This window comes from Streptosporangium heterodermiicola (assembly GCF_051390675.1).
GTDB lineage: Bacteria > Actinomycetota > Actinomycetes > Streptosporangiales > Streptosporangiaceae > Streptosporangium.
Map to the genome: position 1 here is coordinate 339723 of NZ_JBPJSR010000006.1, position 26355 is coordinate 366077.

Consider the following 26355-nt stretch of genomic DNA (forward strand, 5'->3'; position numbering starts at 1 on the left):
CTACTTCTTCTCAGCCGTGCGGACTCGCTTCGTGATCTTCTCCTGGCCGACCTCGCCCTCGCCGAGCGCGGTGACCGGCTCGTCGTTGACCAGGTACTCGCCGGAGGAGGTCTCGAAGCTCTTCTTGAACTCGGTGATGGCGTCCTTGAGGGCGGTCACCGTGTCGTCCGACAGCTCCCTGGTCTCGCGGATGCTGTCGAAGATGCCCTTGTTCTCGCGGCCCAGGTAGTCGTGGAAGTCCGCCTCGAAGCGGCGGATGTCCTCGACCGGCACGTCGTCGAGCTCGCCGGTCGTACCGGCCCAGACCGAGACGACCTGCTTCTCGACCGGGAACGGGTTGTACTGGGCCTGCTTGAGCAGCTCGACCAGACGCTGACCGCGCTCCAGCTGGGCACGGGAGGCCGCGTCCAGGTCGGAGGCGAAGGATGCGAACGCCTCCAGGTCACGGAACTGCGACAGCGACAGGCGCAGCGTGCCGGCGACCTTCCGCATCGCCTTGACCTGCGCGGAGCCGCCGACTCGGGAGACGGAGACACCGACGTTGATGGCCGGACGCACACCCGCGTTGAACAGGTCGGTCTCAAGGAAGCACTGGCCGTCGGTGATGGAGATGACGTTGGTGGGGATGAACGCCGAGACGTCGTTGCCCTTCGTCTCGATGATCGGCAGACCGGTCATCGAGCCGGAACCCATGTCCTTGGACAGCTTCGCGCAGCGCTCAAGGAGACGGGAGTGCAAGTAGAAGACGTCGCCGGGGAACGCCTCACGGCCCGGCGGGCGGCGCAGCAGCAGGGAGACGGCGCGGTAGGCGTCGGCCTGCTTGGTCAGGTCGTCGAAGACGATGAGGACGTGCTTGCCCTGGTACATCCAGTGCTGGCCGATGGCCGAGCCGGTGTAGGGCGCGAGGTACTTGTAACCGGCCGGGTCGGACGCCGGAGCGGCGACGATGGTGGTGTACTCCATCGCGCCCGCCTCCTCAAGGCGGCCCTTGACCTGGGCGATCGTGGAGCCCTTCTGGCCGACCGCGACGTAGACGCAGAGAACCTGCTTGTCGGGGTCGCCGGAGAGCCAGTTCTCCCGCTGGTTGAGGATGGTGTCGACGGCGACGGCGGTCTTGCCCGTGCCGCGGTCACCGATGATCAGCTGGCGCTGGCCGCGGCCGATCGGCGTCATGGCGTCGACCGCCTTGAGACCGGTCTGCAGCGGCTCCTTCACCGGCTGGCGCTGGACCACCGAGGGGGCCTGGAGTTCGAGGGCGCGGAGGCTCTCGGACTCGATCGCGCCCTTGCCGTCCAGGGGGACGCCCAGCGGGTCGACCACCCGGCCGAGGAAGCCGTCGCCGACCGGCACGGACAGGACCTCGCCCGTCCGGCGGACCGACTGGCCCTCCTCGATCTTGCTGAAGTCGCCCAGAACAACGACACCGATCTCCCGGACGTCCAGGTTCAGTGCCAGGCCACGCGTGCCGTCCTCGAACTCAAGCAGCTCGTTCGCCATCGCCGAGGGAAGGCCGGAGACATGGGCGATACCGTCGCCGCAGTCGACGACGGTCCCGATCTCCTCGCGCGCGGCACCTTCCGGCTCGTACGCCTGGACGAAGCGCTCAAGTGCGTCCCGGATCTCGTCCGGCCGGATCGTAAGCTCCGCCATCTCTCTTCAGTCTCCCTATTCGCCTAGCCGGCCAACCGGCGGCGGACTTCTTCGATTCGTCCCGCGATGGTGGTGTCGATGAGATCGTCCCCGATGTGGACCGAGAACCCTCCCAGCACCCGCGGATCCACCTCGACGTTCAGATGAACGTCGCGGCCGTACGAGGTGCGCAGCCACGTGGCGAGACGCTGCTTCTGCCCCTCTGAGAGCACGACGGCGCTGCGCACCACCGCGACGAGGCGCTGCCGCTGGGCGGCGACCAGCCTGCCGAACTCCGCGAGCCCACCGTCCAGGCTACGTCCTCTCGGATGCAGCACGAGCTGGGTGACCAGGCGCAGGGTGGTGGGGGCGACCTTCTCGGCCAGGAGGGAGCTCAGCAGCTCCCGCTTGGCCGCCTCGGGGGCCGCCGGCGCCGTCAGGGTCCGGTGCAGCTCCAGGTTCGAGGCGGCGATGCGCCCGAACCGGAACAGCTCGTCCTCGACGTCGTCGAGCCTGCTCTGCGCCTCCGCCTCGGCCGAGGCCGCGACGACGCCGAGGCGCTCCAGGGAGTCGGCCAGGTCGCCCGATCGCGCCCACCTCGCGGACACGGCCGCGGCGACCGTCTCCAGCGCGGCGTCGCTGACCTTGCCCTCCAGCAGCACCCGGACGATCTGCGCCTTCTGGGCCGCGGGCCGTGCCGGGTCGGAGAGGTTGCGGCGGAGCCCGTGTTCGCGGTCGAACAGGGCGGCGACCGAGAAAAGCTCGTCGGCCAGCGTGCCGAGGTCCGCGCTTCCCGCGACGGCGTTGAAGCGCTCTTCGACCTCGGCCAGCGAGGCCCTGCTCAGGCCCCTCATCAGCCGCTCACCGACACTCGCGCGTCACGCCTGGTTCGCCGTGTCATCAGCGGACCGCCGCGTTGCTCGACTCGAGCTCCTCAAGGAACCTGTCGACGGTGCGACGCTGACGCGCCTCGTCCTCCAGGGACTCGCCGACGATGCGGCCGGCGAGCTCGATCGACAGGCGGCCGAGCTCCGTGCGGAGCTGGGCGAACGCCTGCTGGCGGTCGGCCTCGATCTGCAGGTGCGCGGCCTCGACCAGGCGGCGGGCCTCGGCCTGAGCCTCCTCGCGGAGCTCGGCCTTGATCTGCGCGCCCTGCTCACGGGCCTCCTCACGCAGCCGCGAGGCTTCGTGACGGGCTTCGGAGAGCTGGTCCTTGTACTGCTTGAGCAGCGCCTGGGCCTCGGCCTGCGCGTCCTCGGCTCGCTTGATGCCGCCTTCGATCGCATCGGTCCGCTCGACCAGGGTCTTCTGGATGCGCGGGGTGAGGATCTTACCGACGACGAAAAGGACGACGAAGAAGGCGAAGCCGCCGACGACAAGCTCGTAGGTGTGCGGGATGAGGGGGTTAGCCCCCTCCTCCGCCGCCAGGAGCGAAGCTGCCTGAATCATTTGTGCAGCCTTCCGTCAGAGGTTTTCTGCGTCTTACTGACCGAACATGAACGGCGCGACAAGGCCGATGAGGGCCAGCGCCTCGGTGAGGACGAAGCCGAGCAGCATGTTCTGGCGGATCAGGCCGTAGGCCTCGGGCTGGCGGGCGATGGCCTGCACACCCTGACCGAAGATGATGCCGACGCCGATGCCGGGGCCGATCGCGGCGAGGCCGTAACCGATGGAACCGAGGGAGCCGGTGACCTCGGCGAGGATTCCGATTGCCATGGTGTTGTGTTTCCTTTACAGGTCGGCCGGTGAAGGCTCACCGGTCTGGATATTCGAGGGAGGTCTGTGCGTCTAGTGATCGGCGTGGAGCGAGTTGCCGATGTACATCGCGGCGAGCATCGCGAAGAGGAACGCCTGCAGGAACTGGATGAACATCTCGAAGCCCGTCATCGCGATCGTCATGACCACGCCGACCACGCCGAGCGGGGCGCCCAGCGGGGTGAGCTTCTCGAAGAGGAACCAGAAGCCGACGAGGCTGAAGAAGGCCAGGATGATGTGGCCGGCGAACATGTTGGCGAACAGTCGCACCGCGTGCGTGAAGGGCGCGATGATCATGTTGGAGAGAAGCTCGATCGGGGCCAGCAGCACGTAGATCGGCTTGGGCAACCCCGGGGGGAACATCATGTTCTTGAAGTAGCCGATCGCGCCCTGGTGCTTGACACCCAGGTAGATCTTCAGGATGTAGACACTGAGGGCGAGCACGATCGGGAAGGCGATGTGCGAGGCGACCGGGAACTGCAGCACCGGGATGACGCCCATCAGGTTCCAGACCCAGACCAGGAAGAACATGCTGAGCAGCAGGCCCATCCACCGGTCGGCGTCCTTGCCGAGGAACGGCCGGGCGACCTGGTCGCGGACGAACATGTAACCGATCTCACCGACGTTCTGCACGCCCCGCGGCACCAGCTTCGGGTTGCCGAAGGCCGACCAGCAGAAGCCGATGACGATGATCGAGCTCAGCAGGGCCAGCAGCACCGGCTTCGTGAACCAGGCGACGCCCGAGATGATCGGGGCGGCGTCGAAGAGTTCGAGTCCCGGAGGCGTGAACTCGTCCCCGGGAGCGAGGAGCGTCAGCGTGCTCACGCGGCGTTCCCTTCAGCGTGGTAGTTGATCGAAATGGCTTCGTCAGCGAAGCGACCGCCGCCGAAGGCTAGCGACCGTACTTCCGGTAGACCAGGTAGACGGATAGAGCGACCCCGAGAATTAATCCGATCGGGGTGAAGGCGACCACGCCAGTCCACTTGGACAGCAACCAGCCCGCACCGCCGTACAGGATCATCCCGGAGAGGAGATAGCTGGGGATCGACCAGGCGGCGTTGGCGAAGTCGCGGCCGTCGTCTTCGGGCCGGATTTTCTTTTCGCTCATCGCGGGCATGACGATAGCAGTCGCGGTGAGGACTAGTCATATCGGGCAGGGTCGAAGCCGCCAGCGAGATGATACGCCTCATCGTGGATCGCCCTGACCTGGAATCCGGGCATCGGGGTCGACGTAGAGCATTTTGAGTTTCATGAAGCCGCGCATCTCGCCGACCGTCCAGGCGATCGTGCAGGCGATCGCCGCCCAGCCGAAGGCCTTGGGCTCGAACGCGGTGGCGTCCTCGAAGGTCTTGAGCAGCGCCATGATCACGAGAATCTTCACCGCGTAGCTCAGCACCGCGGCGGTCATCATCATCATGGGCGACACTCGGCTCGCGTACGAGACGGCCACGATGCCGAGGGCGAAGAAGGCGGTGACGATCACGGTCCCGATCGCGGCGCCGAGTGCCCCCTTGGCTCCGGCCAGCAACGCCGCGACGAGGATCACGACCAGTCCCACCAGCACCGTGGGTATCGCAGCCCCCTTCAGAAGGCGCACGTCGTTGGCGAGCATCGGCACTCCAAGTGACTGTTATCAAGCGAGCGATTGCTACCTTGCAGGTCTAGGCAGGTTCACCGTCTGCTAGTGAAAGCTATCACAAGCTCAAGGAAGAGCGCCTTTACCTGCCGTTTCAAGTAAACGATCAAGGAGCTGGCGAAAGCGCCTCAAAGCGGCGTCTCAGGGTTTGAGAAACCCTTCCGGGGAGCGCTGAGTGACAGGTCGGGCCGCACCGGCAGCGTGGCCGTGTCGTCACCGGTGGCGACCGGACGGTGACCGGGCGCCTCCGAGGGATACGGATGGGGCCTGACCCGGCCCGGCGGCTGCTCGCCCGGCCGCGTGTGCCGTCCCGGCCCCTCCGCGGGAGCCGCGGGACCCGTGGGCGCCGTGGGAGCGGCGGGGTCGAGCCCGCCGCGCCCCTCGCCACCGCGCCCCTCGGCCCCGCCGAGGTCGCGGCGGGCGCGCAGGCGGGGCAGCGCCATCATCACCAGCACGCCGATGGCGAGCAGCACGGTCAGCGGGAACAGGATGAGCGGTACGCCCTCGATGGACAGCGCCACGACCGCGAAGGCGAACAGGAAGGTCCACGCGTACATGATCATGACGCTGCGGCGGTGCGAGTGGCCGATGTCCAGCAGGCGGTGGTGCAGGTGCCCCCGGTCGGGCGAGAACGGCGACAGGCCGTTGGACGTGCGCCGGATCACCGCCATGATCAGGTCCAGCAGCGGGAGCACCAGGATCGCGACCGGCACCAGGAGCGGGAGGATGACGGGGAAGCGGTTGATGCTGCTGGAGTCGAGCGGGGTGACCAGGATCATCGTGGAGGCGAGGACCAGGCCGATCAGCATCGCCCCCGTGTCGCCCATGAAGATCTTCGCCGGGTGGAAGTTGTGCGGCAGGAAGCCCAGGCAGATGCCGATGAGCACCGAGGCGATGACCGCCGTCGCGTTGATGCTGGTGTCGCCGTAGTCCTTCGACAGGGCCACCGAGTACGTCCACGTGGCCATCGCGGCGATGCCGACGATCCCGGCGGCCAGCCCGTCGAGCCCGTCGACGAAGTTGACCGCGTTGATCATGACGACCACGATCAGGATCGTGATCAGCGGGCTCAGCGTCGAGTCGAGGATGGTCTGCCCGCCCAGCGCGGTCGGCAGCGGGAGCCACGGCAGGCTCACGCCGAAGGTGACGAGCACCCCCGCGGCGCCGATCTGCCCGGCGAGCTTGACGAGGGCGTCCATCCCCAGCCAGTCGTCCAGGAAGCCGGTCAGCGTGATCAGGCCGCCCGCGGCGATCAGCGCGATCACGATCTTTCCCTGGCCCTCGGCCAGCTTGCCCCCTGCGTAGGGCAGCTCGGCGGCGATCAGCAGGCCGGCGACGAGACCGCCGTACATCGCCAGGCCGCCGAGCCTGGGCGTCGGCGTGGTGTGCACGTCACGATCGCGGACCTCGGGCATGGCGCCGATGCGGACGGCGAAAACGCGGATCAGCGGCACCAGCAGATACGTCACCGCGGCCGCGACGAGCGCCATGAGTAGATATTCGCGCACGGAACCAGTTTCGCGGATAGTCCGGCCACCTGTGACCGGAAAACGACACAGAAGAGCTCATAGTTCGCTGGGATATATCCGGTGGGTCCTCGTCAGCACCTCGACGCGCTCCCGTATCTCGCCTGTCGCGTCGGGGTCGCGGATGACCTGCGCCACCATCGAGGCCACCTCCTTCATCTCCTCGGCCCCCATCCCCTGGGTCGTGACGCAGGGGGTGCCGACCCGGATCCCGGACGTCACCGTGGGCGGTTCCGGGTCGTACGGGATCGCGTTGCGGTTCAGCGTGATCCCGGCCGCGTGGCACCGCTGCTCGGCCATCGCGCCGGAGATCCCGACGTCGCGCAGGTCGATCAGCGCCAGATGGCTGTCGGTGCCCCCCGAGACGGGCCGCATGCCCTCCGCCGCCAGCGCGTCGGCCAGCACCCGGGCGTTGTCCACCACCCGCCGCGCGTACTCCGCGAACTCCGGCCGCAGCGCCTCGCCGAACGCCACCGCCTTGGCCGCCACCGCGTGCATGAGCGGGCCGCCCTGCACGAACGGGAAGACCGCGCGGTCGATCCTGGGCCCCAGCTCCTTCGTGCACATGATCCCGCCGCCCCTCGGACCGCGCAGCGCCTTGTGCGTGGTGAAGGTCACCACGTCCGCGTACGGCACCGCGGAGGGCAGCGCCCGGCCGGCCATCAGGCCGACGGTGTGCGCGACGTCGGCGAGCAGCCAGGCGCCCACCTCGTCCGCGATCCCCCGGAAGGCGGCGAAGTCGATCTCGCGGGGGTAGGCGGTGGCGCCACAGATGATCATCTTGGGCTGGTGCCGCAGCGCCAGCTCCCTGACCTCGTCGTAGTCGATCAGCTCGGTGTCCCTGCGCACGCCGTACGCCACGACGTCGAACCAGCGGCCCGAGAAGTTGACCTTGGAGCCGTGCGTGAGGTGGCCGCCGTGCGAGAGCTCCATCGCCAGCATGGTGTCGCCCGGCTGGAGCAGGGCCGCGTAGGCCGCCAGGTTCGCCGAGGCGCCGGAGTGGGGCTGCACGTTGACGTGCTCGGCGCCGAACAGCCGCCTGGCCCGGTCGATCGCGAGCCGCTCGGCCCGGTCGACGACCTCGCATCCGGCGTAGTAACGCCTGCCGGGGTAGCCCTCGGCGTACTTGTTGGTGAGCGTCGAGCCGAGCGCGGCGAGCACGGCGGGCGAGGTGAAGTTCTCGCTCGCGATCAGCTGGACGCCCCCGCGGAGCCGGTCGAGCTCGTCGAGCAGCACGCTCGCGATCTCCGGGTCCTCGCGCTGCAGGAGACCGAAATCCGGCCCGTAGTACGGTTCTGCGCCCATGGCTCACACCCCGAAGACGACGACTCATCCCCACTGTAAGCCCGCTCTCCCCGGTTATCCCACGTCAGGGACGTGCCGGCCCCGGAGAGCGTGTCGCGGGGGCCGGCCGGGGAGAGCCTGTCGCCGAGGCCGGTCCCGGAGAGCCGGTCACCGAGGCCCGCCCGGGTGAGCCCGCCGTCAAGGAGCGGCACCACCCGGAGGCCTCCTCACGAGAACGCGTGCGGGGCTCCGGCCTTGACCGGCACCCACCTCGGCGTGTCGGCCGCCTGGTCGCTGATCGACGTCAGGATCGCCTGCCGGTAGAGGCTCAGGCGGGTGCGCCACTCCGTCATGTCCTCGACGTAGCGGCCGGAGACGGGGGCGTCCCAGACATCCCTGCTCCTGGCGAGCTGGTAGGCCTTGTCGAGGCTGCCGGTCAGCGTGTCGAGCACGGGGAGCACCTGCCTCCACATCATGACCAGCCGCTGGTAGTCGGGGTTGAACTCCCACGACGTGACAGCGTCCGGAGACGGCAGCCCGTTGTTGGCCGAGGCCGGCGGGGTCTCCCCCAGCTGCAGCGGCTGCGGTGCGGGTGGATCCACGAACATCACAGGCTCCTCACCCTCGCTGACACGCTCCCTGCCCCCCGCTCACTCACCGCTGCTCACGGCTCCGCGTCCCCGTTCCGGTGATCACTGGCCACCGCCCGGAGGCGGGATCGGCCGCAGCGGGTCTCCCGGGTCAACGTCGCCCGCCGGGCCGTCGGGCCGGATGTCCATGGGCGCCCAGGCCCCCTCGCCCCAGGTCTCCCCGTCGGGCACGCTCACACCCGGCATCTCCAGCGGTTCGATCTCGCGGGCGTTGTCGGCGAGCGTCTTGAGCGCGTCGAGGTCGAGCGGGCTCGCCTCGGCGGTGACGACGTCGCTGCCGTCGTTCGCCCACCGGGCGGCCGAACCCTCGCCCGGCTGCGCGGCCACCCCTCCGGGCGCCGCCCCCGCCGCCTGCCCGGACGTGCCCTCGGCACCCGGAGCCTCACCGGAGACCGCGTCGCCGATGGACGGCACCGGCCCTCCGGCGGGCCGCGTGGCCGCCTCGCCCGAGGTCGTGCCCGCCGTCTGGATCGCGGGCTCGCCCGAGGCCGTCCCGGCGGGCCGGGGCGCGGCGTCACCGGTGGACGGCGAGTCTCCGGCGGGCCGGGGCGCGGCGGGCTCACCGGAGGTCGTACCGGTGGGCTGGGAGTTCTGGGGACTCTGGGGACTCTGGGGAGTGGTGTCGCCACCGGTGCCCGGCGGCTGGACGGTCTGGTCCGTGGTCGGGCCGGCGGTGTCGAGAAGCGGGTAGTCGGGCTTGGCGGAGTCGAGCGGGCCGTGCGGCTCGACGTAGCCGGGCTGCCCGGCGGTGCCGGACACGCCGTCGATCGTGGGCATCTCCAGCGGCGGGATGTCCTCGATGTTCTTCAGCAGCTCGTCGACCTCGGCCGCCGTGGGCGCGTCGAGCGGGATCTGGAGCACCCTCACCCCGTCGACCTCCACGACCTTCGCCCTGGAGTCGCCGCTCTGGTCGATGTCGTCAGGGTGGTCCTTCCTTGGGGTGTCGAGAATGGTGTCGCCGGAGGAGCCGCCCTCCTCCCTCGGCGAGCGCTCGTCGCCCTTGGAACCGGCGTCGCCCTTGGCGTCGGGATCGTTCGCCGGGGCGTTGCCGGTGGAATCTCCCCGTGGGGTCGTCTCGTCGCCCTTGGAACCCGTGTCGCCCTTGGCATCGGAGTCGTTCGCGGGGGCGTTGCCGGTGGAGTCCTCGCGCGGCGTCGTCTCGTCGCCCTTGGAACCCGTGTCGCCCTTGGCATCGGAGTCGTTCACCGGCGCGGTGCCCGTGGAATCCCCGCGCGGCGTCGTCTCGTCGCCCTTCGAACCGGTGTCACTCTTGGCGTCGGAGTCGTTCACGGGCACGTTGCCGGTGGAATCCCCGCGCGGCGTCGTGTCGTCGCCCTTCGAACCGGTGTCACTCTTGGCGTCGGAGTCGTTCACCGGCGCGGTGCCCGTGGAATCCCCGCGCGGCGTCGTGTCGTCGGCGTTGACGATCTCGGGCCCGGTGTCCTCGGCCCTGGGCGGCTCCGGCGCGGGCGCGGACTCTCCCCGCGGCGTCCCGGACCCGGGGTCCGGGGTGGTGGCCTCGGGCGTACGCGGGGCGTCGGGCGCCTCGCGCGGCGCGGTGTCGACCGGCTGCCCGCCCCCCTGCGGGTTCTCCCCCGGCCCGGGGACCGCGGGCTTCAGGTCCTCGGCCCTCGGCGTCTCCGGCCGCGCGTCGTCGGCCCTCGGGGCCTCCGGCGCGGGCGCGGAATCCTGCCTGGGCGCCTCCGGCACCTGCGCGCCCTCGGCGTTCGGTGTCCCCGGCACGGGTGCGCCCTGGGCGTTCGGCACCTCCGGGGCGCGGTCCGGCGCGGATGCCTCGGGCCGGGTGTCCTCGGCCCTCGGCGTGTCAGGCGGGGACGGGGAATCCGGGGTGTAGGTCTCCGGCGGGAGCTCGGAGTCGCCTGGGGGGGCCTCCGGCTGGGGATCCTGGGCAGGGGGCTCGGGGCGCGGGTCCTCGGCTCTCGGCGGCTCGGGCGTGGGATCGGGCCTGGGAGGCTCCGGGCGTGGCTCCTCGGCCCTGGGAGGCTCCGGCGTCGGGTCCGGCTTGGGATCGGGCCTGGGAGGCTCCGGGCGCGGCTCCTCGGCCCTCGGCGGCTCCGGCGTGGGATCGGGCCTGGGAGTCTCGCGCGGCGCGGTGTCCGTCTGCTTGCCGGTCTCCTTGGGCGTTTCCCGCTCCCCCTCTCGCGGGGAGGTCTCGTCGGCTTTCGACCCCGTCTCCGGCTTCCGGTCGTCGGCTCCGGATCCTTCGGGTTTGGACGTCTCGGGTTTGGACGCCTCCTTCCGATCGTCGCGGTCGTCGCGCGGGGAGGTCTCGTCACCCTTCGAACCCGCCTCGGGCTTGGCCTCGGGCTTGGTCTCGTCGACCTTCGGGGCGTCGGGCTTGCTGTCGGGCTTGGAGGAGTCCTTGGGATCGTCGCGCTGCGTGCTCTCGGCCGACTGGTCGCCGACGCGGGGTTTGTCGTCCGATCCGACGGCCGGCTTGAGATCCTCCGCCTTCGGGCTCTCGGGCTTCGTGCCGTTCTGGGAACCGGTCTCCGGCTTCGTGCCGTTCTGGGAGTCCGGCTTCGCCCCCTCGCCCTGGGAGCCCGTCTCGGGCTTCGGGTCACCGGCCCTCGGCTCGGTGGGGGGCGCCGTCGCGTTCTGGTTGACCTTCTTCTCCAGCAGCGTCACGCGGGAGGAGACGTCACGGACCATCACATCGCACGCGTCGGCGATCTGGACGGGTCTGTGAGCCGACTGCGCGGACAGGCCGGCCCCGCTCATCATCTGCGAGACCTTGCCCTCGACGCTCCGCATCTGCTCGGCGGCCCGCCGCACCTCGGACAACAGGTCGCGGACCAGCTTGGGGTCCATTCCTTCGAACTTGCCCATGGACGTCTCCCAGGAAGTGTCGGCCCACTTCAAGGTACCGGGGAGACAGCCCGCCGTCACGGTGATAATCAGATGGCATGGATCACGGCATATGTCGTGCGTGCGCTGCTCAGTTACCAGCCTCCGGGCCCGTGTCCGTCGCGACGTAGCCGATCACACCGCGCAGCTTCTCCACGCTGATCGCCCCGCGCCGCAGCAGCCTGGGCACCGCGGTGGTCAGGTCGAGGATCGTCGAGGGGATGTCGCTCTCACACGGTCCCGCGTCGAGATAGACCGACACCGAGTCGCCGAGCTGCTTCTCCGCGTCGGCCGCGGTGGTCGCGGGCGGGGCGCCGGAGCGGTTGGCGCTGGAGACGGCGAGCGGGCCGGTCTCCTTGAGCAGGTCGAGGGCGACCGCGTGCAGCGGCATCCGGATGGCGACGGTGCCCTTGGCGTCGCCGAGATCCCACGACAGCGACCGGTTCACCCGGCAGATCAGCGTGAGCGGGCCCGGCCAGAAGGCGTCGACGAGATCCTGGCCGTACGGGCCGAGGTTCTCCACCAGGGCGTTGGCGGCCCGTACGGTCCCGACCAGCACCGGCACCGGCATGTCGCGGCCGCGCCCCTTGGCCGCCAGCAGCGCGGTGACCGCGGCGGGCGTGAAGGCGTCGGCGCCGACACCGTAGACGGTGTCGGTCGGGAGCACCACGAGCTCTCCCCGCTGGAAGGCGGACGCGGCCTCGATCAGGCCGGTGGCTCGCTGCTCGGCATCCATACAGTCATAACGTCGGCTCACGGCGTGCATCCTATTCCTGGCCGAATCGAGCGGTGACGAAGCGGTCCCTGCGCGTCAGGTCCTGGCGGCTGCGCACGTCGCGCCAGCCGTTCTCCTCGGAGAAGATCAGATAGACCGGGGTGCCCTGCTGGTCGGCGTGTTCGACGGCGACGAACCCGCCGGGGCGCAGCAGTCTCCTGGCGGTCCGCTCGACCGCCCTGACCTCGTCGAGGCCGTCGTTGCCCGATCCGTACAGCGCGCGGTGCGGGTCGTAGTCGCGGACCTCGGGGTCGCGGGGGACCGCGCCCGGCGGGATGTAGGGCGGGTTGGAGATCACCAGGTCGACCTGGCCGTCCAGCTCGGAGAGGGCGTCGGCCAGGTCCTCCGGGTGCAGGTGGACGCGGCCCTGGCCGTGCTCGATGATGTTGCGCTTGGCCCAGGTGTAGGCGCCCGGGTCGACCTCGACCGCGTGCACGGTGGCCAGCGCGACCTCCTGGGCGATCGACAGCGCGATGGCGGCCGAGCCGGTGCCGAGATCCACGACCACCGGCGAGGCGACGTCCATCTCCCGCAGCCGGTCGATCGCCCAGCCCGCCACGACCTCGGTCTCCGGGCGCGGTACGAAGACGCCGGGCCCGACCTCCAGGGACAGGTAGCGGAAGTAGGCCCGCCCGGTGATGTGCTGGAGCGGCTCGCGGGACTCCCTGCGGGCGACGCCCTCCCAGAACAGGGCGTCGAAGTCGGAGTCCTTCACCATGTGCAGCTCGCCGCGGCGCACGCCGTGCACACACGCGGCGATCTCCTCGGCGTCGGTGCGCGGCGACGGCACACCTGCCTCGGCGAGCCGGGCGGTGGCGAGGGCGATCTCGTCCAGCAGAAAGGTCATGGGCGCGTTCTATGAATGGGCGGCGAGCTTCTCCGCCATCTCGGCGTCGAGCAGGGACTGGATGACGGCCGAGAGGTCTCCGTCGAGCACCTGGTCGAGGTTGTAGGCCTTGAACCCGACGCGGTGATCGGAGATGCGGTTCTCGGGGAAGTTGTAGGTGCGGATGCGCTCGGAGCGGTCGACCGTGCGGATCTGGGACTTGCGCTCGGCCATGGCGGCGGCGTTGGCCTCCTCCTCGGCGATCGCCTGCAGGCGGGCCCGCAGGATGCGCATCGCCGACTCCTTGTTCTGGAGCTGGCTCTTCTCGTTCTGGCAGGAGGCGACGACACCCGTCGGGACGTGCGTGATCCGCACGGCCGAGTCGGTGGTGTTGACGCTCTGGCCACCGGGGCCGCTGGAGCGGTAGACGTCGATGCGGAGGTCGTTCGGGTCGATCTGGACGTCGACATCCTCGGCCTCCGGGTAGACGAGCACCCCGGCGGCACTGGTGTGGATGCGCCCCTGGGACTCGGTGACCGGGACCCGCTGGACGCGGTGCACGCCGCCCTCGAACTTGAGCCTCGACCAGACGCCCTCGTCGCCCCTCGCCTTCAGGGCGATCGTGACGTCCTTGTAACCGCCGAGGTCGGAGTGGGTGGCGTCGATCAGCTCGGTCTTCCAGCCGATCCGCTCGGCGTACCGCAGGTACATCCGCAGGAGGTCCCCGGCGAACAGGGCGGACTCCTCGCCGCCCTCGCCCGCCTTGATCTCCATGATGATGTCCTTGTCATCGTTGGGATCGCGCGGGACGAGCAGATGCCTGAGCTTCTCCTCCAGCTCGGGGATCCGGGCCTCCAGCTCCTTGGCCTCCTCGGCGAACCCCTCGTCCTCCGAGGCCAGCTCCCGCGCCGTGCCGAGGTCGGACTGGACGCCCTCCAGCTCGCGGTAGGTGGCGACGATCGGGGTCAGCTCGGCGTAGCGCCTGCCGAAGGTGCGGGCCTGCTTCTGGTCGGCGTGCACGGAGGGGTCGGCGAGCTTGAGTTCCAGCTCGGCGTACTCACTGAGCAGCTCGTCGAGATTCACCGTGCGTCCTTCCTTGAAAGCCCTGGTCAGCCTGCCTCATCACCACGAACGCCGACCCGGGCACCCCACGAGTGGGGTTATCCGAGCCGGCGCCGGGATGAGAGCTACTGGCCCGCGGGCTTCTTGCCGAAGCGCTTCTCGAAGCGCGCCACCCGGCCGCCGGTGTCCAGGATCTTCTGCTTGCCCGTGTAGAAGGGGTGGCAGGCGGAGCACACGTCGGCGTGGATCACGCCGTTCTTGGCGGTGCTGCGGGTGGTGAAGGAGTTACCGCAGGTGCAGGTCACCTGGGTGGCGTTGTACTCCGGGTGAATGTCGGGCTTCATCTCGCTTTTCCTCTCCAAAACGCGGTCGCCGGGTCGCCACTGTCTCTCGCCTGTGAGGCTTGCGCGCTGAGCACACCGGGGTGCGCGCGGGCGGGAACCGGAACCGCTGCGGTTCGGCTACCAGTGTGCCAGATCCTCCAACCATCCCAGGCCACAAGACATTCCCCCGCCCCGGTGACCTGCGGTTCCAGAACGGACACGGCATGCTCACGGCCCCCTGCCGGGCGCGATATCAGTCAAGGGACCATCCTCGCGAGGAACCAGGGGCTCCAGGCCGTCACCTTCCCAGGTACGCGAGCACGGCTAGGACCCTGCGGTGATCGTCGGCGGCGGGCTCCAGCCCGAGTTTGCCGAAGATGCTGGAGATGTGCTTCTCCACGGCGCCCTCGGTGACGAGCATCCGCCCGGCGACCGCGGTGTTGGAGCGCCCCTCCGCCATCAGGGCGAGGACCTCGCTCTCCCTCGCGGTGAGGGACTCCAGGGGGTCGCCCCTGCGCTGGCGGCTCAGGAGCTGCCCGATCACCTCGGGGTCGATCACCGTCCCCCCGGCCGCCACCCGGCGTACGGCGTCGAGGAACTCGGCCACGTCCGCTATCCGCTCCTTGAGCAGGTAGCCGACCGCCGCGGCGCCGCCGCCGATGAGCTCGGTGGCGTACTGCTCCTCGACGTACTGCGACAGGACGAGGATCGGCAGCCCCGGCCGCCTGGATCTGGCCTCCAGCGCGGCGCGCAGCCCCTCGTCGGTGTGGGTCGGCGGCATCCGCACGTCGACGACGGCGAGGTCGGGATCGTGCTCGTCGACCATCGTGACCAGGCCGGGGCCGTCGCCCGCCACCCCGACGGTCTCGATGCCCCCGTCGGCCAGCAGCCTGGCCAGCCCCTCGCGCAACAGCACCGAGTCCTCGGCGATCACCACCCGCATGGGTCCCACGTTCTCACCGTTCGCGGGGCGACCCTCACCATTCGCAGGGCAACTCCGCCCTGATCATCGTGGGGCCGCCCAGCGGGCTGTCGACGCTCAGGGTGCCGTCGATGGTCGCGGCCCGGTCGGCGAGGCCGGCGAGGCCGCTGCCCGGCCGGGGCACGGCGGCGCCGACCCCGTTGTCGTAGACCTCGACGATCACCCGCTGCCCCTGGCGGCTCACCCGGATGAACGCCTCGGTGGCCTCGGAGTGCTTGGCCAGGTTGCTCAGGCACTCGGCCACGACGAAGTACGCGATGCTCTCCACCGCGGGCGGGGGCCGGTGGGAGACCTCCACCGACAGGTCCACCCGTACGGGCGCGCGGGCGGCGAGGGACGACAGGGCCGCGCTCAGCCCCCTGTCGGTGAGGATCGCCGGGTAGATCCCCCTGGCGAGGTCGCGCAGCTCGGCGATGGCGGCCTTGGTGCCCCGGTGCGCCTGGGCGAGGAGCTCCCTGGCCTGCTCGGGGTCGGAGTCGAGCTTGGCCTGGGCCCGGCCCAGGTCCATCGCCACGGACAGCAGCCGCTGCTGGGCGCCGTCGTGCAAATCCCGCTCGATCCTGCGCCGCTCGGCCTCGGCCGCGTCCACCCCCCGGGCCCGGCTGGCCCGCAAATGGGCGGCGCGGGCGGCGAGCCGGTTCTTCTCGCTCGTCCCCAGCAGGGCGACGCCGAGCATGCCGTGCAGCCAGGCCATGCCCCGGGTCGCGTAGAGGGCCGCGAGGAGGAAGCCGAACCCGATCAGCGCGCACAGCAGCGCCCTCGGCACGCTGTCGATCGGCAACCCGCCGACGGGCGTCATCGGCTGCCCGGCCAGCAGCAGGGGCAACGGCAGGACCGTGAGGCCCAGCCCGAGGACCCACAGGACCGCCGTGACGGTGAACTCCGCGATCCCGATCGGCAGCAGCAGCAGGAGATAGAGGAGGTCCTTCCAGGTGGCGGGGTCGACGAACATGTCCTTCCAGCGCAGGAACAGGTTGTCGCCCTCGGAGGGCCGGTAGGGGCTGGGGATGTCGACGCCGAAGGCCAGCCGCAGGAACCGGCGCTCCAGCATCGCGGCGCCCCGCCAGGCCAGCATGGTCAGGGCGAGCAGCGGCAGCCCGACCCACACGAGCACCATCACCAGGGAGGCCGGGATCACCGACGCGAGGAACGCGAAGCAGGCGAGGCCGTAGAACACGCTGACCAGCAGGTACGGGACGGCCCGCCAGGTCATCGGGTCGACGAGCATGCCCAGGGGGCCGTTCGGGCCGAGCGGCACGCGCCGCCTGAGCGGCGTCCTGACCACGGTCGTGCTTGCCAGCGTCTCGGCCGTCATGCGCCTCCCCTGTCCCCGATAGCCCGTCGCCGCCGTCCGTCCCGGCCGCCCCTCGCGCGTCGTGCGCCTCGCGTACCGCCACCTCGCGTGCCGTCCACGCGCCGCGGACCGCGCGGGAGGAGGGCGTCCTGAAGTAGGGATATCCCGAAGTGCGGGGCCGCACAAGGGACTTCGGAAACGCGAACGCCCCGGCCGGAGGGGCCGGGGCGTTCGGGGTGGGGCGAGTGGTCAGTCGCGCTCGGAGCTGACCGTCGTCTTCTGCACCTGGAGCAGGAACTCCGCGTTGGACTTGGTCTCCCTCATCTTCTCCAGGAGAAGCTCAAGGGCCTGCTGCATGTCCAGGGCGTGCAGCACGCGGCGGAGCTTCCAGGTGATCTGGAGCTCGTCCTTGCCCATGAGGATCTCCTCCTTACGGGTGCCGGACGCGTCGACGTCCACCGCGGGGAAGATCCGCTTGTCGGCGAGCTGCCGGTTGAGCTTGAGCTCCAGGTTGCCCGTGCCCTTGAACTCCTCGAAGATGACCTCGTCCATCTTGGAGCCGGTCTCGACCAGCGCGGTGGCGAGGATCGTCAGCGAGCCGCCGTTCTCGATGTTGCGGGCGGCGCCGAAGAAACGCTTCGGCGGGTAGAGCGCGGTGGAGTCGACACCACCGGACAGGATGCGGCCGGAGGCCGGGGCCGCCAGGTTGTAGGCGCGGCCCAGACGGGTGATCGAGTCGAGCAGCACGACCACGTCGTGACCGAGCTCCACCAGGCGCTTGGCGCGCTCGATGGCGAGCTCGGCGACCGTGGTGTGGTCCTCGGCCGGGCGGTCGAAGGTCGAGTGGATGACCTCGCCCTTCACCGACCGCTGCATGTCGGTGACCTCTTCCGGACGCTCGTCCACCAGGACGACCATCAGGTGGCACTCGGGGTTGTTGCGGGTGATCGCGTTGGCGATCGACTGGAGCACCATCGTCTTGCCCGCCTTGGGCGGGGAGACGATGAGACCGCGCTGGCCCTTGCCGATCGGCGCCACCATGTCGATGATCCTGGTGGTCAGGATGTTGGGCTCGGTCTCCAGGCGCAGGCGCTCCTGGGGGTACAGCGGGACGAGCTTGTTGAAGTCGGGCCGCTGCCGGGCCTGCTCCGGGTCCATGCCGTTGACCGTGTCGAGGCGGACGAGCGCGTTGAACTTCTCGCGGCGCTCACCGTCGCGGGGCTGGCGGACGGCGCCGGTGACGACGTCGCCCTTGCGCAGGCCGTTGCGGCGGATCTGGGCCAGCGAGACGTAGACGTCGTTGGAACCCGGCAGGTAACCGCTGGTCCTGACGAACGCGTAGTTGTCGAGGATGTCCAGGATCCCGGCGATCGGGATGAGGACGTCGTCGTCGCCCACCACGGGCTCGTTGCTGTCGAAGCGCTCGCGGCCACGGCGGTTGCGCTCGCGGAACCGGCCGCGACGGCCACGGCGGTCGTCGTCGTCGCCCACGCCGTGCTGGTCGTTGCGGTCCTGCGGGCCCCGGTTCTGCGGGCCCCTGTCACCGCGGTCGCCGCGCTCGCCCCTGTCGCCACGGTCGCCGGGACGGTCTCCGCGGTCGTTGAGGCGCTCGCCGCGGTCGTTGGACCGCTCGCCGCGCTCGCCGCGGTCGTTGAGCCGGTCACCGCGGTCGTTGCGGTCGTTGAGCCGCTCGCCCCGGTTCTGGCCGGCGTCGGCGGCGCGCTGGTCGGCGCGGCTGTCGCTCCGGCTGTCGTTCCGGGTGTCGGTCCGGTTCTCCGGGCGGTTGTCACCGCGCTCGCCGCGCTCACGGCGGTCGTTGCCGCGCTCGCCGCGCTCGCCGTTGCGGCCACGGCGCTCGCCGCGCTCGCGACGGCTCTCGCGCTCGCCACGGCCCTCGGCCGGGGCGGTGTCGATGGTCTGCTGCTCCGCGACGGGCTCGGGCGCGACGACGGCGGCGGCCACGGGCTCGGCGGCGGGGGGCGCCTGCTCCACGACGGGCTCGGCGGCCACGACGGGGCGGGAACGTTCCCTGCGCGTGCGCGCCGGACGCTCGGCGACCGGCTCGGCCACGACGGCAGGGGCGGCCACGACAGGAGTCTCCTTGACGGCGGCGGGAGCCTGGGCGCTCTCGGTGGAGACGCCCTGCTTCTCCTGGATGGCCGCGATCAGCTGGCTCTTGCGCATCCGCCCGGTCCCGCTGATGCCGAGGCCGGAGGCCATGGCCTGCAGCTCAGGCAGCACCATGGCGGAAAGGCCTGTGCCGGAGCGACGGCGCGGCTTGGCCGCGGGGCGGGTGGGGGTGTCGCCGGACGCCGGCGCCGTGCCGGTGACGTCGGAGAGGAGTTCGGTGGTGTCGCTCACTAATGGGTCCTTCCCAGGGGTCGGGCGTGGCCATGATCAGCCAATCGTCCCGGTGGTGCGATCGACCCGGTGGGACAGACCGGGTCGGGTTGCACGTCGCGATCCTCGGCGGCCCATGGAGAGCCGCCGCCACTGTCGGAGAAGGGCGGATCCAGGCCGTCACCATCGAGAATCGCCGACGGTGGGACTTGGAGGACACCCCCCCGGATTGCTACCGGCAACCAGATGTCGAGGTAGATCGAACGCGCATGTCCCCTAAAACGTCGCTTCTCGTTGCCCCAACCGAAATTCTGGAGCATTCGGAGGCGACGGATTCGGGGAGGCCACTGCGGCGCCCATGTCTCACCAGGTGAGACATGATGCAGCGATGTGTGGCTGACAAGCACGCACCCAACGCGGGGCACCTGGTGCGGCTATCAGCCTAACATCACCAGCGCACACAGCTATTCCCTGAAGGTCGAAGAGTCGTCAGCGTGTCTCAAGAGAAACAACGCGGGCGCCCCTGGTTTCGACTTCCAGTGGCTGGATGTGCCAGTCATTACCCACTTCCGGTGCGATCAAATCCTGCGTATTCATCGTCGAGAACGCAAGAACCGTGGGACCCGCTCCCGAGACGACCGCGGCCACGCCGGCCTTCCGCAGCCGCCGCACCAGGTCGGCGGTGCGCGGCATCGCGGGCGCGCGGTAGTCCTGGTGGAGCCGGTCCTCGGTGGCGGCGAGCAGCAGCCCTGGCTCCGGCCTGGCGGTCAGCGCCGCGATCAGCAGCGCGGCCCGGCCGGCGTTCGCGGCGGCGTCGGCGTGCGGGACCTCCTTGGGCAGCAGCCCCCGGGCGGTCTCGGTCGACAGCCGGTGCGCGGGGACGAGGACCACGGGCCTGACGGCCTCGTGCGGGAGCAGCCGCACCAGGTGCGGCGCGCCCCCGGCGTCCGTCCAGGCGACGGTGAGCCCGCCCGCCAGGCACGGCGCCACGTTGTCGGGGTGGCCCTCGATCTCGGTGGCCAGCGCGAGGGCGCCGTCGTCGCTCAGCTCGGCCGGATGATCCCGATTCCCGGCGTACGGGGTCGTGGCCAGCGCGCGGGCGGCGAGGATCCCGGCGCAGATCGCCGCCGAGGAGGACCCGAGGCCGCGGGCGTGCGGGATCCGGTTGAGGCAGCGCAGCCGGATGCCGCGCGGCTGCGGGAGGCCCATCCTGTCGAAGGTCGCGCGCATCGTGGTGACGATGAGGTGCCCCTCGCCCAGGTCGAGCTCACCGGCCCCCTCGCCCTCGACCGCGATGTCGATGCCGGGGGATTCGGAGATCTCGGCCTCGATCTCGTCGTGCAGGCCGAGGGCGAGGCCCAGCGTGTCGAATCCGGGACCGAGGTTGGCCGACGTCGCGGGGACCCGGACGGTCGCCCTCGCCGTGCCGCCGGCCGCCGGGGTACCGAAGAGGCCGTGGGGGCCGCCGAGGTCCACTAGGCGAGTTCGAGGGCGGTGGCCGCGGCGTGCGCGTCGATCGGGATCGTCACCGGGGTGGGCGCGCCCGAGATGGCCCAGTCGGGGTCCTTGAGGCCGTTTCCGGTCACCGTGCACACGACGCGCTGCCCGGGCTCGACCAGCCCCTGCGCGTGGGCCTGCAGGAGGCCCGCCACGCTGGCGGCGGAGGCGAGCTCGACGAACACGCCCTCCTCCTGGGCGAGCAGCTTGTACGCGGCGGCGATCTGGCGGTCGGTGACGGCCTGGATGACCCCGCCGGACTCGTCGCGGGCGGCCTCGGCGAGCTGCCACGAGGCGGGGTTGCCGATGCGGATCGCGGTGGCGATCGTGTGCGGGTGGGTCACCGGCGCGCCGTTGACGATGGGCGCGGAGCCGCTGGCCTGGAAGCCGAACATGCGCGGCGTCCTCGTCGAGACGCCGTCCCCGGCGTACTCGGTGTAGCCCATCCAGTACGCGGAGATGTTGCCCGCGTTGCCGACCGGGATGCAGTGGATGTCGGGGGCGTCGCCGAGCGCGTCGACGATCTCGAAGGCGGCGGTCTTCTGGCCCTGGAGCCGGAACGGGTTCACCGAGTTGACCAGCGCGATCGGGTAGCTCTCCGAGAGCTTCCTGGTCATCTCCAGGCAGTCGTCGAAGGACCCCTCGACCTGGAGCAGCCTGGCCCCGTGGACCAGCGCCTGGGCCAGCTTGCCCATCGCGATCTTGCCCCGGGGCACCAGCACGGCGCAGGTCAGGCCCGCGCGGACCGCGTAGGCGGCGGCGGAGGCGCTGGTGTTGCCGGTCGAGGCGCAGATGACGGCCTTCGCCCCGTCCTCGACGGCCTTGCTGATGGCCATGGTCATGCCACGGTCCTTGAAGCTTCCGGTCGGGTTGAGGCCCTCGACCTTCAGGTAGACCTCGCAGCCGGTCAGCGCCGACACCCGGTTCGCCGGGACGAGCGGGGTGCCGCCCTCCAGGAGCGTGACGACGGGCGTCGCCGTGGTCACCGGAAGTCGGTCACGGTACTCCTCGATGAGGCCACGCCACGCCCTGGTCATGATTGCTCCTCACCGCGCGCGGCCGGTCCGTGCGCGTGCTACCTGCGGTATTGGGAAACGAGTCTACGGGTAACCCGCTCGGCTCCGGGATGCGTTGTCCACCAAATGGACAAGCCGGGCGTCCTTCCCCAGGGAACTCTAAGGATCGGCCGGTATGGTCTGCCAGGCTTGACAGGGCTTGACAAACGGGGACCAAGACAAGGGGTGTCACATCATGACGGGCGGCACGGCGGCGGACCTGCCACCGATCCGGCACAACGACTACTCGCCCCTGGACCCGCCCCCGCTCGGCGGGTGGGATCCGGAGCTCCCGGTGAGCGTGATCATTCCGGCCCACGGCGGGCAGCACAGGCTCGACCTCACCCTCGCCGCGCTGGCCGCGCAGACCTACCCGGACCACCTCATGGAGGTGATCGTGGTCGACGACGGCAGCGAGCCGCCGCTGCGGCTGCCGGAGATCGCCCCGGGCGGCGCCAGGATCGTGACCACCGGTTCCTCCGGCTGGGGCATCGCCCACGCGGTGAACACCGGCGCCGCCCTCGCCGAGGGGCGGATCATCCAGCGTCTCGACGCCGACATGGTCGTCTGCCGCGAGCACATCGAGGCGCTGGCCCGCTGGCACCACCTGGCCGGGTTCCTGGTCACGATCGGCGCGAAGAGGTTCGTCGAGGAGCCGGCGCTGACGGCCGCCCGGGTGCACGAGGGCGTGCGCGCGGGCTCGCTGGGCTCCCTCTTCGACCTGTCTGCCGCCCTGCCCAGCTCTACCGAGCAGACGATCTCCCGTACCGACGGCCTGCGGGCGAGCCGCAACCCGTACCACGTGTGCACGGGGCCGACGGTGTCGATGCGGCGCGAGATCTTCCAGGCCGTGGGCGGGGTGGACCCCGGGGTGCTGCGGGGCGAGGACACCGAGTTCGCCTACCGGCTGGCCGCGCACGGCGTGGTCTTCGTGCCCGACATGGCCGCCCAGGCCGTCCACCTGGGGCTTCCCGCCCAGCGCCGCGACCCGCGGCGGGCGGTGCGCGTCGTCGCCCCCTACCTGGCCCACCGGGTGCCGCTCCGCCGTGACCTGCGCAGGGACCGGGGACGCCACTGGCTGGTGCCGTACGTGGAGGTGGTGCTCCACGCCGACGGGCCTGAGGAGCCGGTACGCGAGGCGGTGGGCGCGGCACTCGACGGGTCGCTCGGCGACGTGGTCGTCACCCTGGTCGCCCCGTGGTCGAAACTGTCAGGGGACCGCCGTCCGGTGCTGGACGACCCCCTGTTCGACCTGCGGCTGCTGCGCGAGCACTTCGCCCACGACGAGCGGGTGCGGTTCGCCGACGAGGTCTCCGCCACACCCGCCCCGATCCCGTTCCGCTACACGGGCCCGATCTCGGTCCCGCTGGGGCGCGACACGCTGGAGCGGATGATCCGCGTGATGCAGGACGACCGCTCGGGCATGATCGTCGTCGCGCTCGGCGACGACGGCGAGGCGACCCTGGAGCGGACCGAGGCGCTGGGCCGGGCGAGGCTGCTCGGCGCGGACGACGTCGCCGCGTCGATCGAGGCCACCCATGGCGTACGGCGCGCCGACCGGCCGGAGTTCTGGGCCGGGTCCACGTCCCCGGCCCCCGCCAAGGCTCCGGCCCCGCCCAAGGCCACGCCCGGGGCAACGGCCCACGGGCGGGAGGCCGCGAGGCCCGCGGCGGAGCGCGTCCCCGGGCCGGACCCCGTCAAGGAGCAGCGGCGCCAGGAGGAGAGGCTCAAGGAAGGGAAGCGCCAGGAGGGACGCGACTCCCTCCTCGGCAGGCTCCGCACCGCCCTCAGGAACTGAGCGACGGCCCGTTGGCGGCCGGGGAACGGGGCGTCGAGGCCGATCGAGCGGCCGGGCACGCGGCGTGAGGGGAAACCGGGCGTGCGGCGCGGGTCGAGGACCGGGCCCATGACGCGAGAGGGAGCCGGTCACGACGCGATCTCGTCGGTCTGATAAGGGCCTCTCCAATGTTATGTACAGCTATGATCTACGCAATTCTGGAAATGTCATTACCGGGAGCGGCACATGGCCGACCAGATACCCAAGGGTGTCCAGACGCATATTCCTAACGTCGCGCGCATGTACGACTACTACTTGGGAGGCAAGGACAACTTCCCGGTGGACCGGCAGGCCGCGGAGAAGGCCCTGGAGATCGTCCCCGAGATCCGGCACGGTGCCCGCGCCAATCGCGCGTTCCTGGGCCGGACGGTCGGTTTCCTCGCCGAGGCGGGGATCGACCAGTTCCTCGACATCGGCACAGGGCTGCCCACCCAGAACAACGTGCACCAGGTCGCCCCCGACGCCCGGGTCGTCTACGTCGACAACGACCCGACCGTCCTGGTCCACGGCAGGGCGATCCTCGGCAAGAACGAGAACGTGACCATCGTCGAGGGGGACGTCCGGCGGCCCGGGGAGATCCTGGAGCACCCGGACGTGCGCGCGGCGATCGACTTCGACCGGCCCGTCGGGATCCTCCTGCTGGCGATCATGCATTTCGTCCCCGACGCGGACGACCCCACGGGCATCGTCGCCACCCTGCGCCGGGCGATGGCGCCCGGCAGCCACCTCGTCCTGTCCCACGTCGCGGTCGACGCCCGTCCGGAGGCCGCGGACGACGTGGTCAAGGCCTACGACGGGGCCTCCTCCCCCTTCGTCTCCCGTACGGGAGAGGAGATCGTCCGCCTGTTCGACGGCTTCGACGTGGTCGAGCCCGGCATCGTCAACCTGCCCGAATGGCGGCCGGTGCCCGGCACCGCCGTGCCCTACCGGGGCATCGGCTCCTACTTCCTGGGGGGCGTCGGCGTCGTCAGCGACGGCGGATGATGGCCCGTTTCACGGAGGACAGCAGCCCGTACTGGACGACCTTCCTGGCCGCGGCCAGCTCCTTGCGCAGGGTGCCGACCTCGCGCCGCAGCTCGACCGTGCTCCTGCGCCAGCGGCCCGCCTCGTCGCGCCACTTGGCCACCTGTTCGCGGAGCCGTTCCGCCTCCTTGGCGAGACGGGCCGTCTCGGCCTCGGCCTCGGCCCTGGCCCGGTAGGCGCCGCGACGGCCGGTGAGGGCACCGGCCTCGGGCGCGAACCCGTAGGTCTCGCCGTCCACCCAGATCACGCCGAAGGTGTCGTCCACGGCGTCGTCGAGGTCCTCCCCCTCCTCCAGCACGATCGCGGCGCGCGCGAACGCGGCGGCACGTTCCAGCCGTGCCCTGACAACCGACCTCCCCTGGCCCGCGCCGCCCGTGACCACCTCGGCGGCGTCCCCCTCGGCGTCCCCCTCGGACAGCAGCACCGAGACCAGGCCGTACCCCTCGTCCCTGGCCAGGTCGAGCAGGCGGGCCAGGGTGTCCTCGCCGGGCACCCATCCGGCGGGCAGCCTCAGGCGGTACGGGACCGCCCAGGCGGGGCCGTCGGGCCGGGTGGAGGAGGGAACCGGGGCGACGGCGGGGACCTCGACGGCGAAGCGGACCCTGGGCTCGTGGGCGTAGTGGCCGCGGATCAGCACCACGTCCAGGTCGGGGTCCTTCAGGGGAGCACGACCCTCGGCCCCCACACGGTCCCACGGCCCCGTGAGGGTGACCGCGACGTCGGGCAGGGTGCCCGCGAGCACGGCGTCGACGGTGGCGCGCACCCCGTCGTAGGTGTAGCCCCCCGGCCGTGCCGCGGGCTCGACGACCACCTCCACGTACGGCACCTTCCACTGCCTGGACGGGTGGGAGCGGAGCCAGCGGTAGGACGGGATCCGGTCGGCCACGAAGGCGTGGCTGACCCGGTCGATCGGCGCCTTGTCGCGCATGCGCATGGTCGGGCCCAGGTGGAAGGCGCGCGACAGCGGCTCGGGCACGAAGACGGCGCCCGCCTGGGCGAGCCGGTAGCCCATCTCGGTGTCCTGGCCGAGGATCAGGTCGGTGTCCATCGGCCCCGCGACGGCGAGCAGCGCGGCGTTGACCGAGGTCGCGCCGCCGACGTGCAGGCTGAACGCGCGGTGCGGGTTGGCCGTGAGGCCGTCGGTGCGCTCGACGAGGTCGACCAGCCAGGCGTGCGGCTCGGCGGGCTCGAAGAGCTTGGCCAGGTCGTCGGCGGCGGCGACCACCCCGGGGGCCGGCAGCGCGGCCGGGGTGAAGCGCAGGTAGCCGGTGACCACGAGGTACGGGGCGGCGTGGTGCCAGCGCATGTGCGCCTCGACCGACCTGCGGTCCAGGACCACGTCGGAGTCGAGCCAGTGGATCACGTCGCCGGTGGCGGCCGCCAGCCCGGCGTTGCGGGCGTGGGCGCGGCCGGGGACGGGGCAGACGATCAGGCGGGTGTTCTCGGGACACAGCGCGGGCAGCCGCAGCGGGGGATCGCTGCCGTTGTCGACCACGACGACCTCGGTCAGCGCCGCCGGATAGGTCTGCGTGGCCAGCCCGGCGAGCGTCAGGTCGAGTTTCTCCTGGTCACCGTACGCGGGAACGACGACGCTGACCCGGAGTGAGGGGGTCCAGGAGCCCAGGGCGGGCGGCGTGAGGCTCCGGTAGTCGTTACCGGCGATCCGGGCCGTCATGACGCTTCCGGGATCGGGCTCGGGCGGCGGGTGCCGTGGACCCCGTGAAGCCTGGGGGGTCCGGGAGGCCCGGGGAGTCCGGGAGGCCCGGGGACGCGCGCCCCCGGCGTCGGCCGCGGGAGGCTCACCGGGATGGCGGGAGGGGGCGGGGGGAGGGCGGTCGGCTGCGCGGGCACGAGCGAAGGATAGCGAGGTGAGAAGATCTCTTCTCACCACACTTCCTACTTGACATCGAGGATCACCGCCAAAGGCTCACAGCTGTCACACAGGTCACAGGAACCTTCGAATTTCCTATTTATCGCCGTATTCGCACTTGAG

23 protein-coding genes are annotated in these 26355 nt (G+C 70.9%); 2 read left to right on the top strand and 21 right to left on the bottom strand.

The features are described 5' to 3' along the window. The 20 genes from atpA to thrC form a co-directional block, all read right to left on the bottom strand. On the bottom strand, window positions 1-1650 hold the full coding sequence (atpA, locus tag ACSC1Q_RS16400) for a F0F1 ATP synthase subunit alpha (protein WP_436759557.1): 1650 nt from the start codon (window positions 1648-1650) through the stop codon (window positions 1-3). A 23-nt stretch (window positions 1651-1673) separates the two neighbouring features. Further along, window positions 1674-2483 (bottom strand): F0F1 ATP synthase subunit delta, encoded by an 810-nt coding sequence (locus ACSC1Q_RS16405; protein WP_436759558.1) that lies wholly within the window; start codon window positions 2481-2483, stop codon window positions 1674-1676. A 46-nt stretch (window positions 2484-2529) separates the two neighbouring features. Further along, window positions 2530-3078, bottom strand: a complete 549-nt coding sequence (locus tag ACSC1Q_RS16410) for a F0F1 ATP synthase subunit B (protein WP_350973495.1) — start codon at window positions 3076-3078, stop codon at window positions 2530-2532. Window positions 3079-3111: 33 nt separating this feature from the next. Continuing rightward, complete coding sequence (gene atpE / locus ACSC1Q_RS16415) at window positions 3112-3345, bottom strand: ATP synthase F0 subunit C (protein ID WP_436759559.1); 234 nt, start codon at window positions 3343-3345, stop codon at window positions 3112-3114. Window positions 3346-3417: 72 nt separating this feature from the next. Next, window positions 3418-4209 carry a F0F1 ATP synthase subunit A gene (gene atpB / locus ACSC1Q_RS16420; RefSeq protein ID WP_436759560.1) on the bottom strand — a complete coding sequence of 264 codons (792 nt, stop codon included), beginning with the start codon at window positions 4207-4209 and terminating at the stop codon, window positions 3418-3420. A 67-nt stretch (window positions 4210-4276) separates the two neighbouring features. Continuing rightward, complete coding sequence (locus tag ACSC1Q_RS16425) at window positions 4277-4492, bottom strand: AtpZ/AtpI family protein (RefSeq protein ID WP_344744671.1); 216 nt, start codon at window positions 4490-4492, stop codon at window positions 4277-4279. A gap of 78 nt (window positions 4493-4570) precedes the next feature. Next, a complete protein-coding gene (locus ACSC1Q_RS16430; RefSeq protein ID WP_436759561.1) occupies window positions 4571-4996 on the bottom strand; it encodes a Cg1360 family ATP-synthase-associated protein in 426 nt (141 codons plus the stop codon). A 152-nt stretch (window positions 4997-5148) separates the two neighbouring features. Continuing rightward, window positions 5149-6528, bottom strand: a complete 1380-nt coding sequence (locus tag ACSC1Q_RS16435; protein ID WP_436759562.1) for a glycosyltransferase family 4 protein — start codon at window positions 6526-6528, stop codon at window positions 5149-5151. A 57-nt stretch (window positions 6529-6585) separates the two neighbouring features. Then, window positions 6586-7851, bottom strand: a complete 1266-nt coding sequence (gene glyA, locus ACSC1Q_RS16440; RefSeq protein WP_436759563.1) for a serine hydroxymethyltransferase — start codon at window positions 7849-7851, stop codon at window positions 6586-6588. Window positions 7852-8057: 206 nt separating this feature from the next. Further along, entirely contained in the window at window positions 8058-8438 is a 381-nt protein-coding gene (locus tag ACSC1Q_RS16445) for a hypothetical protein (protein ID WP_436759564.1), read from the bottom strand. An 84-nt stretch (window positions 8439-8522) separates the two neighbouring features. Beyond that, window positions 8523-11330 (bottom strand): hypothetical protein, encoded by a 2808-nt coding sequence (locus tag ACSC1Q_RS16450; RefSeq protein WP_436759565.1) that lies wholly within the window; start codon window positions 11328-11330, stop codon window positions 8523-8525. A gap of 109 nt (window positions 11331-11439) precedes the next feature. Next, a complete protein-coding gene (locus ACSC1Q_RS16455) occupies window positions 11440-12105 on the bottom strand; it encodes an L-threonylcarbamoyladenylate synthase (RefSeq protein WP_436759566.1) in 666 nt (221 codons plus the stop codon). A gap of 10 nt (window positions 12106-12115) precedes the next feature. Beyond that, window positions 12116-12970 (bottom strand): peptide chain release factor N(5)-glutamine methyltransferase, encoded by an 855-nt coding sequence (gene prmC / locus ACSC1Q_RS16460; RefSeq protein ID WP_436759567.1) that lies wholly within the window; start codon window positions 12968-12970, stop codon window positions 12116-12118. 9 nt (window positions 12971-12979) lie between these two features. Further along, a complete protein-coding gene (gene prfA / locus ACSC1Q_RS16465; protein WP_344744662.1) occupies window positions 12980-14032 on the bottom strand; it encodes a peptide chain release factor 1 in 1053 nt (350 codons plus the stop codon). Between the two features lie 104 nt (window positions 14033-14136). Beyond that, window positions 14137-14355, bottom strand: coding sequence for a 50S ribosomal protein L31 (gene rpmE / locus ACSC1Q_RS16470; protein ID WP_344744661.1), 219 nt, complete (start codon window positions 14353-14355; stop codon window positions 14137-14139). 277 nt (window positions 14356-14632) lie between these two features. Beyond that, entirely contained in the window at window positions 14633-15277 is a 645-nt protein-coding gene (locus ACSC1Q_RS16475) for a response regulator transcription factor (protein ID WP_436759568.1), read from the bottom strand. A gap of 34 nt (window positions 15278-15311) precedes the next feature. Further along, on the bottom strand, window positions 15312-16631 hold the full coding sequence (locus ACSC1Q_RS16480; RefSeq protein WP_436759569.1) for a sensor histidine kinase: 1320 nt from the start codon (window positions 16629-16631) through the stop codon (window positions 15312-15314). A 228-nt stretch (window positions 16632-16859) separates the two neighbouring features. Further along, window positions 16860-18971 carry a transcription termination factor Rho gene (gene rho, locus ACSC1Q_RS16485; protein ID WP_436759570.1) on the bottom strand — a complete coding sequence of 704 codons (2112 nt, stop codon included), beginning with the start codon at window positions 18969-18971 and terminating at the stop codon, window positions 16860-16862. A gap of 468 nt (window positions 18972-19439) precedes the next feature. Continuing rightward, complete coding sequence (thrB, locus tag ACSC1Q_RS16490) at window positions 19440-20426, bottom strand: homoserine kinase (protein WP_436759571.1); 987 nt, start codon at window positions 20424-20426, stop codon at window positions 19440-19442. Continuing rightward, window positions 20426-21484, bottom strand: a complete 1059-nt coding sequence (gene thrC / locus ACSC1Q_RS16495; RefSeq protein WP_436759572.1) for a threonine synthase — start codon at window positions 21482-21484, stop codon at window positions 20426-20428. Before thrC ends, thrB begins: the two co-directional genes overlap by 1 nt. A 214-nt stretch (window positions 21485-21698) precedes the next feature. On the opposite strand from thrC, the gene ACSC1Q_RS16500 reads away from it, so the two are divergent. Continuing rightward, window positions 21699-23300, top strand: coding sequence for a glycosyltransferase family 2 protein (locus tag ACSC1Q_RS16500; RefSeq protein ID WP_436759573.1), 1602 nt, complete (start codon window positions 21699-21701; stop codon window positions 23298-23300). Between the two features lie 225 nt (window positions 23301-23525). Further along, complete coding sequence (locus ACSC1Q_RS16505) at window positions 23526-24323, top strand: SAM-dependent methyltransferase (RefSeq protein ID WP_436759574.1); 798 nt, start codon at window positions 23526-23528, stop codon at window positions 24321-24323. Here the strand turns inward: ACSC1Q_RS16505 and ACSC1Q_RS16510 are convergent. Next, on the bottom strand, window positions 24307-26037 hold the full coding sequence (locus ACSC1Q_RS16510) for a glycosyltransferase family 2 protein (protein ID WP_436759575.1): 1731 nt from the start codon (window positions 26035-26037) through the stop codon (window positions 24307-24309). The two genes, ACSC1Q_RS16505 and ACSC1Q_RS16510, sit on opposite strands and share 17 nt — an antisense overlap. Window positions 26038-26355 lie beyond the last annotated feature (318 nt).

Excerpts from the sequence above, each read along its gene's own strand:
- ACSC1Q_RS16410 (WP_350973495.1), bottom strand. The coding sequence starts at position 3,078 with ATGATTCAGGCAGCTTCGCTCCTGGCGGCGGAGGAGGGGGCTAACCCC.
- atpA (WP_436759557.1), bottom strand. The coding sequence starts at position 1,650 with ATGGCGGAGCTTACGATCCGGCCGGACGAGATCCGGGACGCACTTGAG.
- ACSC1Q_RS16480 (WP_436759569.1), bottom strand. The coding sequence starts at position 16,631 with ATGACGGCCGAGACGCTGGCAAGCACGACCGTGGTCAGGACGCCGCTC.
- atpE (WP_436759559.1), bottom strand. The coding sequence starts at position 3,345 with ATGGCAATCGGAATCCTCGCCGAGGTCACCGGCTCCCTCGGTTCCATC.
- thrC (WP_436759572.1), bottom strand. The coding sequence starts at position 21,484 with ATGACCAGGGCGTGGCGTGGCCTCATCGAGGAGTACCGTGACCGACTT.
- ACSC1Q_RS16475 (WP_436759568.1), bottom strand. The coding sequence starts at position 15,277 with ATGCGGGTGGTGATCGCCGAGGACTCGGTGCTGTTGCGCGAGGGGCTG.
- ACSC1Q_RS16430 (WP_436759561.1), bottom strand. The coding sequence starts at position 4,996 with ATGCTCGCCAACGACGTGCGCCTTCTGAAGGGGGCTGCGATACCCACG.
- ACSC1Q_RS16405 (WP_436759558.1), bottom strand. The coding sequence starts at position 2,483 with ATGAGGGGCCTGAGCAGGGCCTCGCTGGCCGAGGTCGAAGAGCGCTTC.
- ACSC1Q_RS16500 (WP_436759573.1), top strand. The coding sequence starts at position 21,699 with ATGACGGGCGGCACGGCGGCGGACCTGCCACCGATCCGGCACAACGAC.
- glyA (WP_436759563.1), bottom strand. The coding sequence starts at position 7,851 with ATGGGCGCAGAACCGTACTACGGGCCGGATTTCGGTCTCCTGCAGCGC.
- ACSC1Q_RS16505 (WP_436759574.1), top strand. The coding sequence starts at position 23,526 with ATGGCCGACCAGATACCCAAGGGTGTCCAGACGCATATTCCTAACGTC.
- prmC (WP_436759567.1), bottom strand. The coding sequence starts at position 12,970 with ATGACCTTTCTGCTGGACGAGATCGCCCTCGCCACCGCCCGGCTCGCC.
- ACSC1Q_RS16425 (WP_344744671.1), bottom strand. The coding sequence starts at position 4,492 with ATGAGCGAAAAGAAAATCCGGCCCGAAGACGACGGCCGCGACTTCGCC.
- ACSC1Q_RS16510 (WP_436759575.1), bottom strand. The coding sequence starts at position 26,037 with ATGACGGCCCGGATCGCCGGTAACGACTACCGGAGCCTCACGCCGCCC.
- ACSC1Q_RS16450 (WP_436759565.1), bottom strand. The coding sequence starts at position 11,330 with ATGGGCAAGTTCGAAGGAATGGACCCCAAGCTGGTCCGCGACCTGTTG.
- ACSC1Q_RS16445 (WP_436759564.1), bottom strand. The coding sequence starts at position 8,438 with ATGTTCGTGGATCCACCCGCACCGCAGCCGCTGCAGCTGGGGGAGACC.
- rpmE (WP_344744661.1), bottom strand. The coding sequence starts at position 14,355 with ATGAAGCCCGACATTCACCCGGAGTACAACGCCACCCAGGTGACCTGC.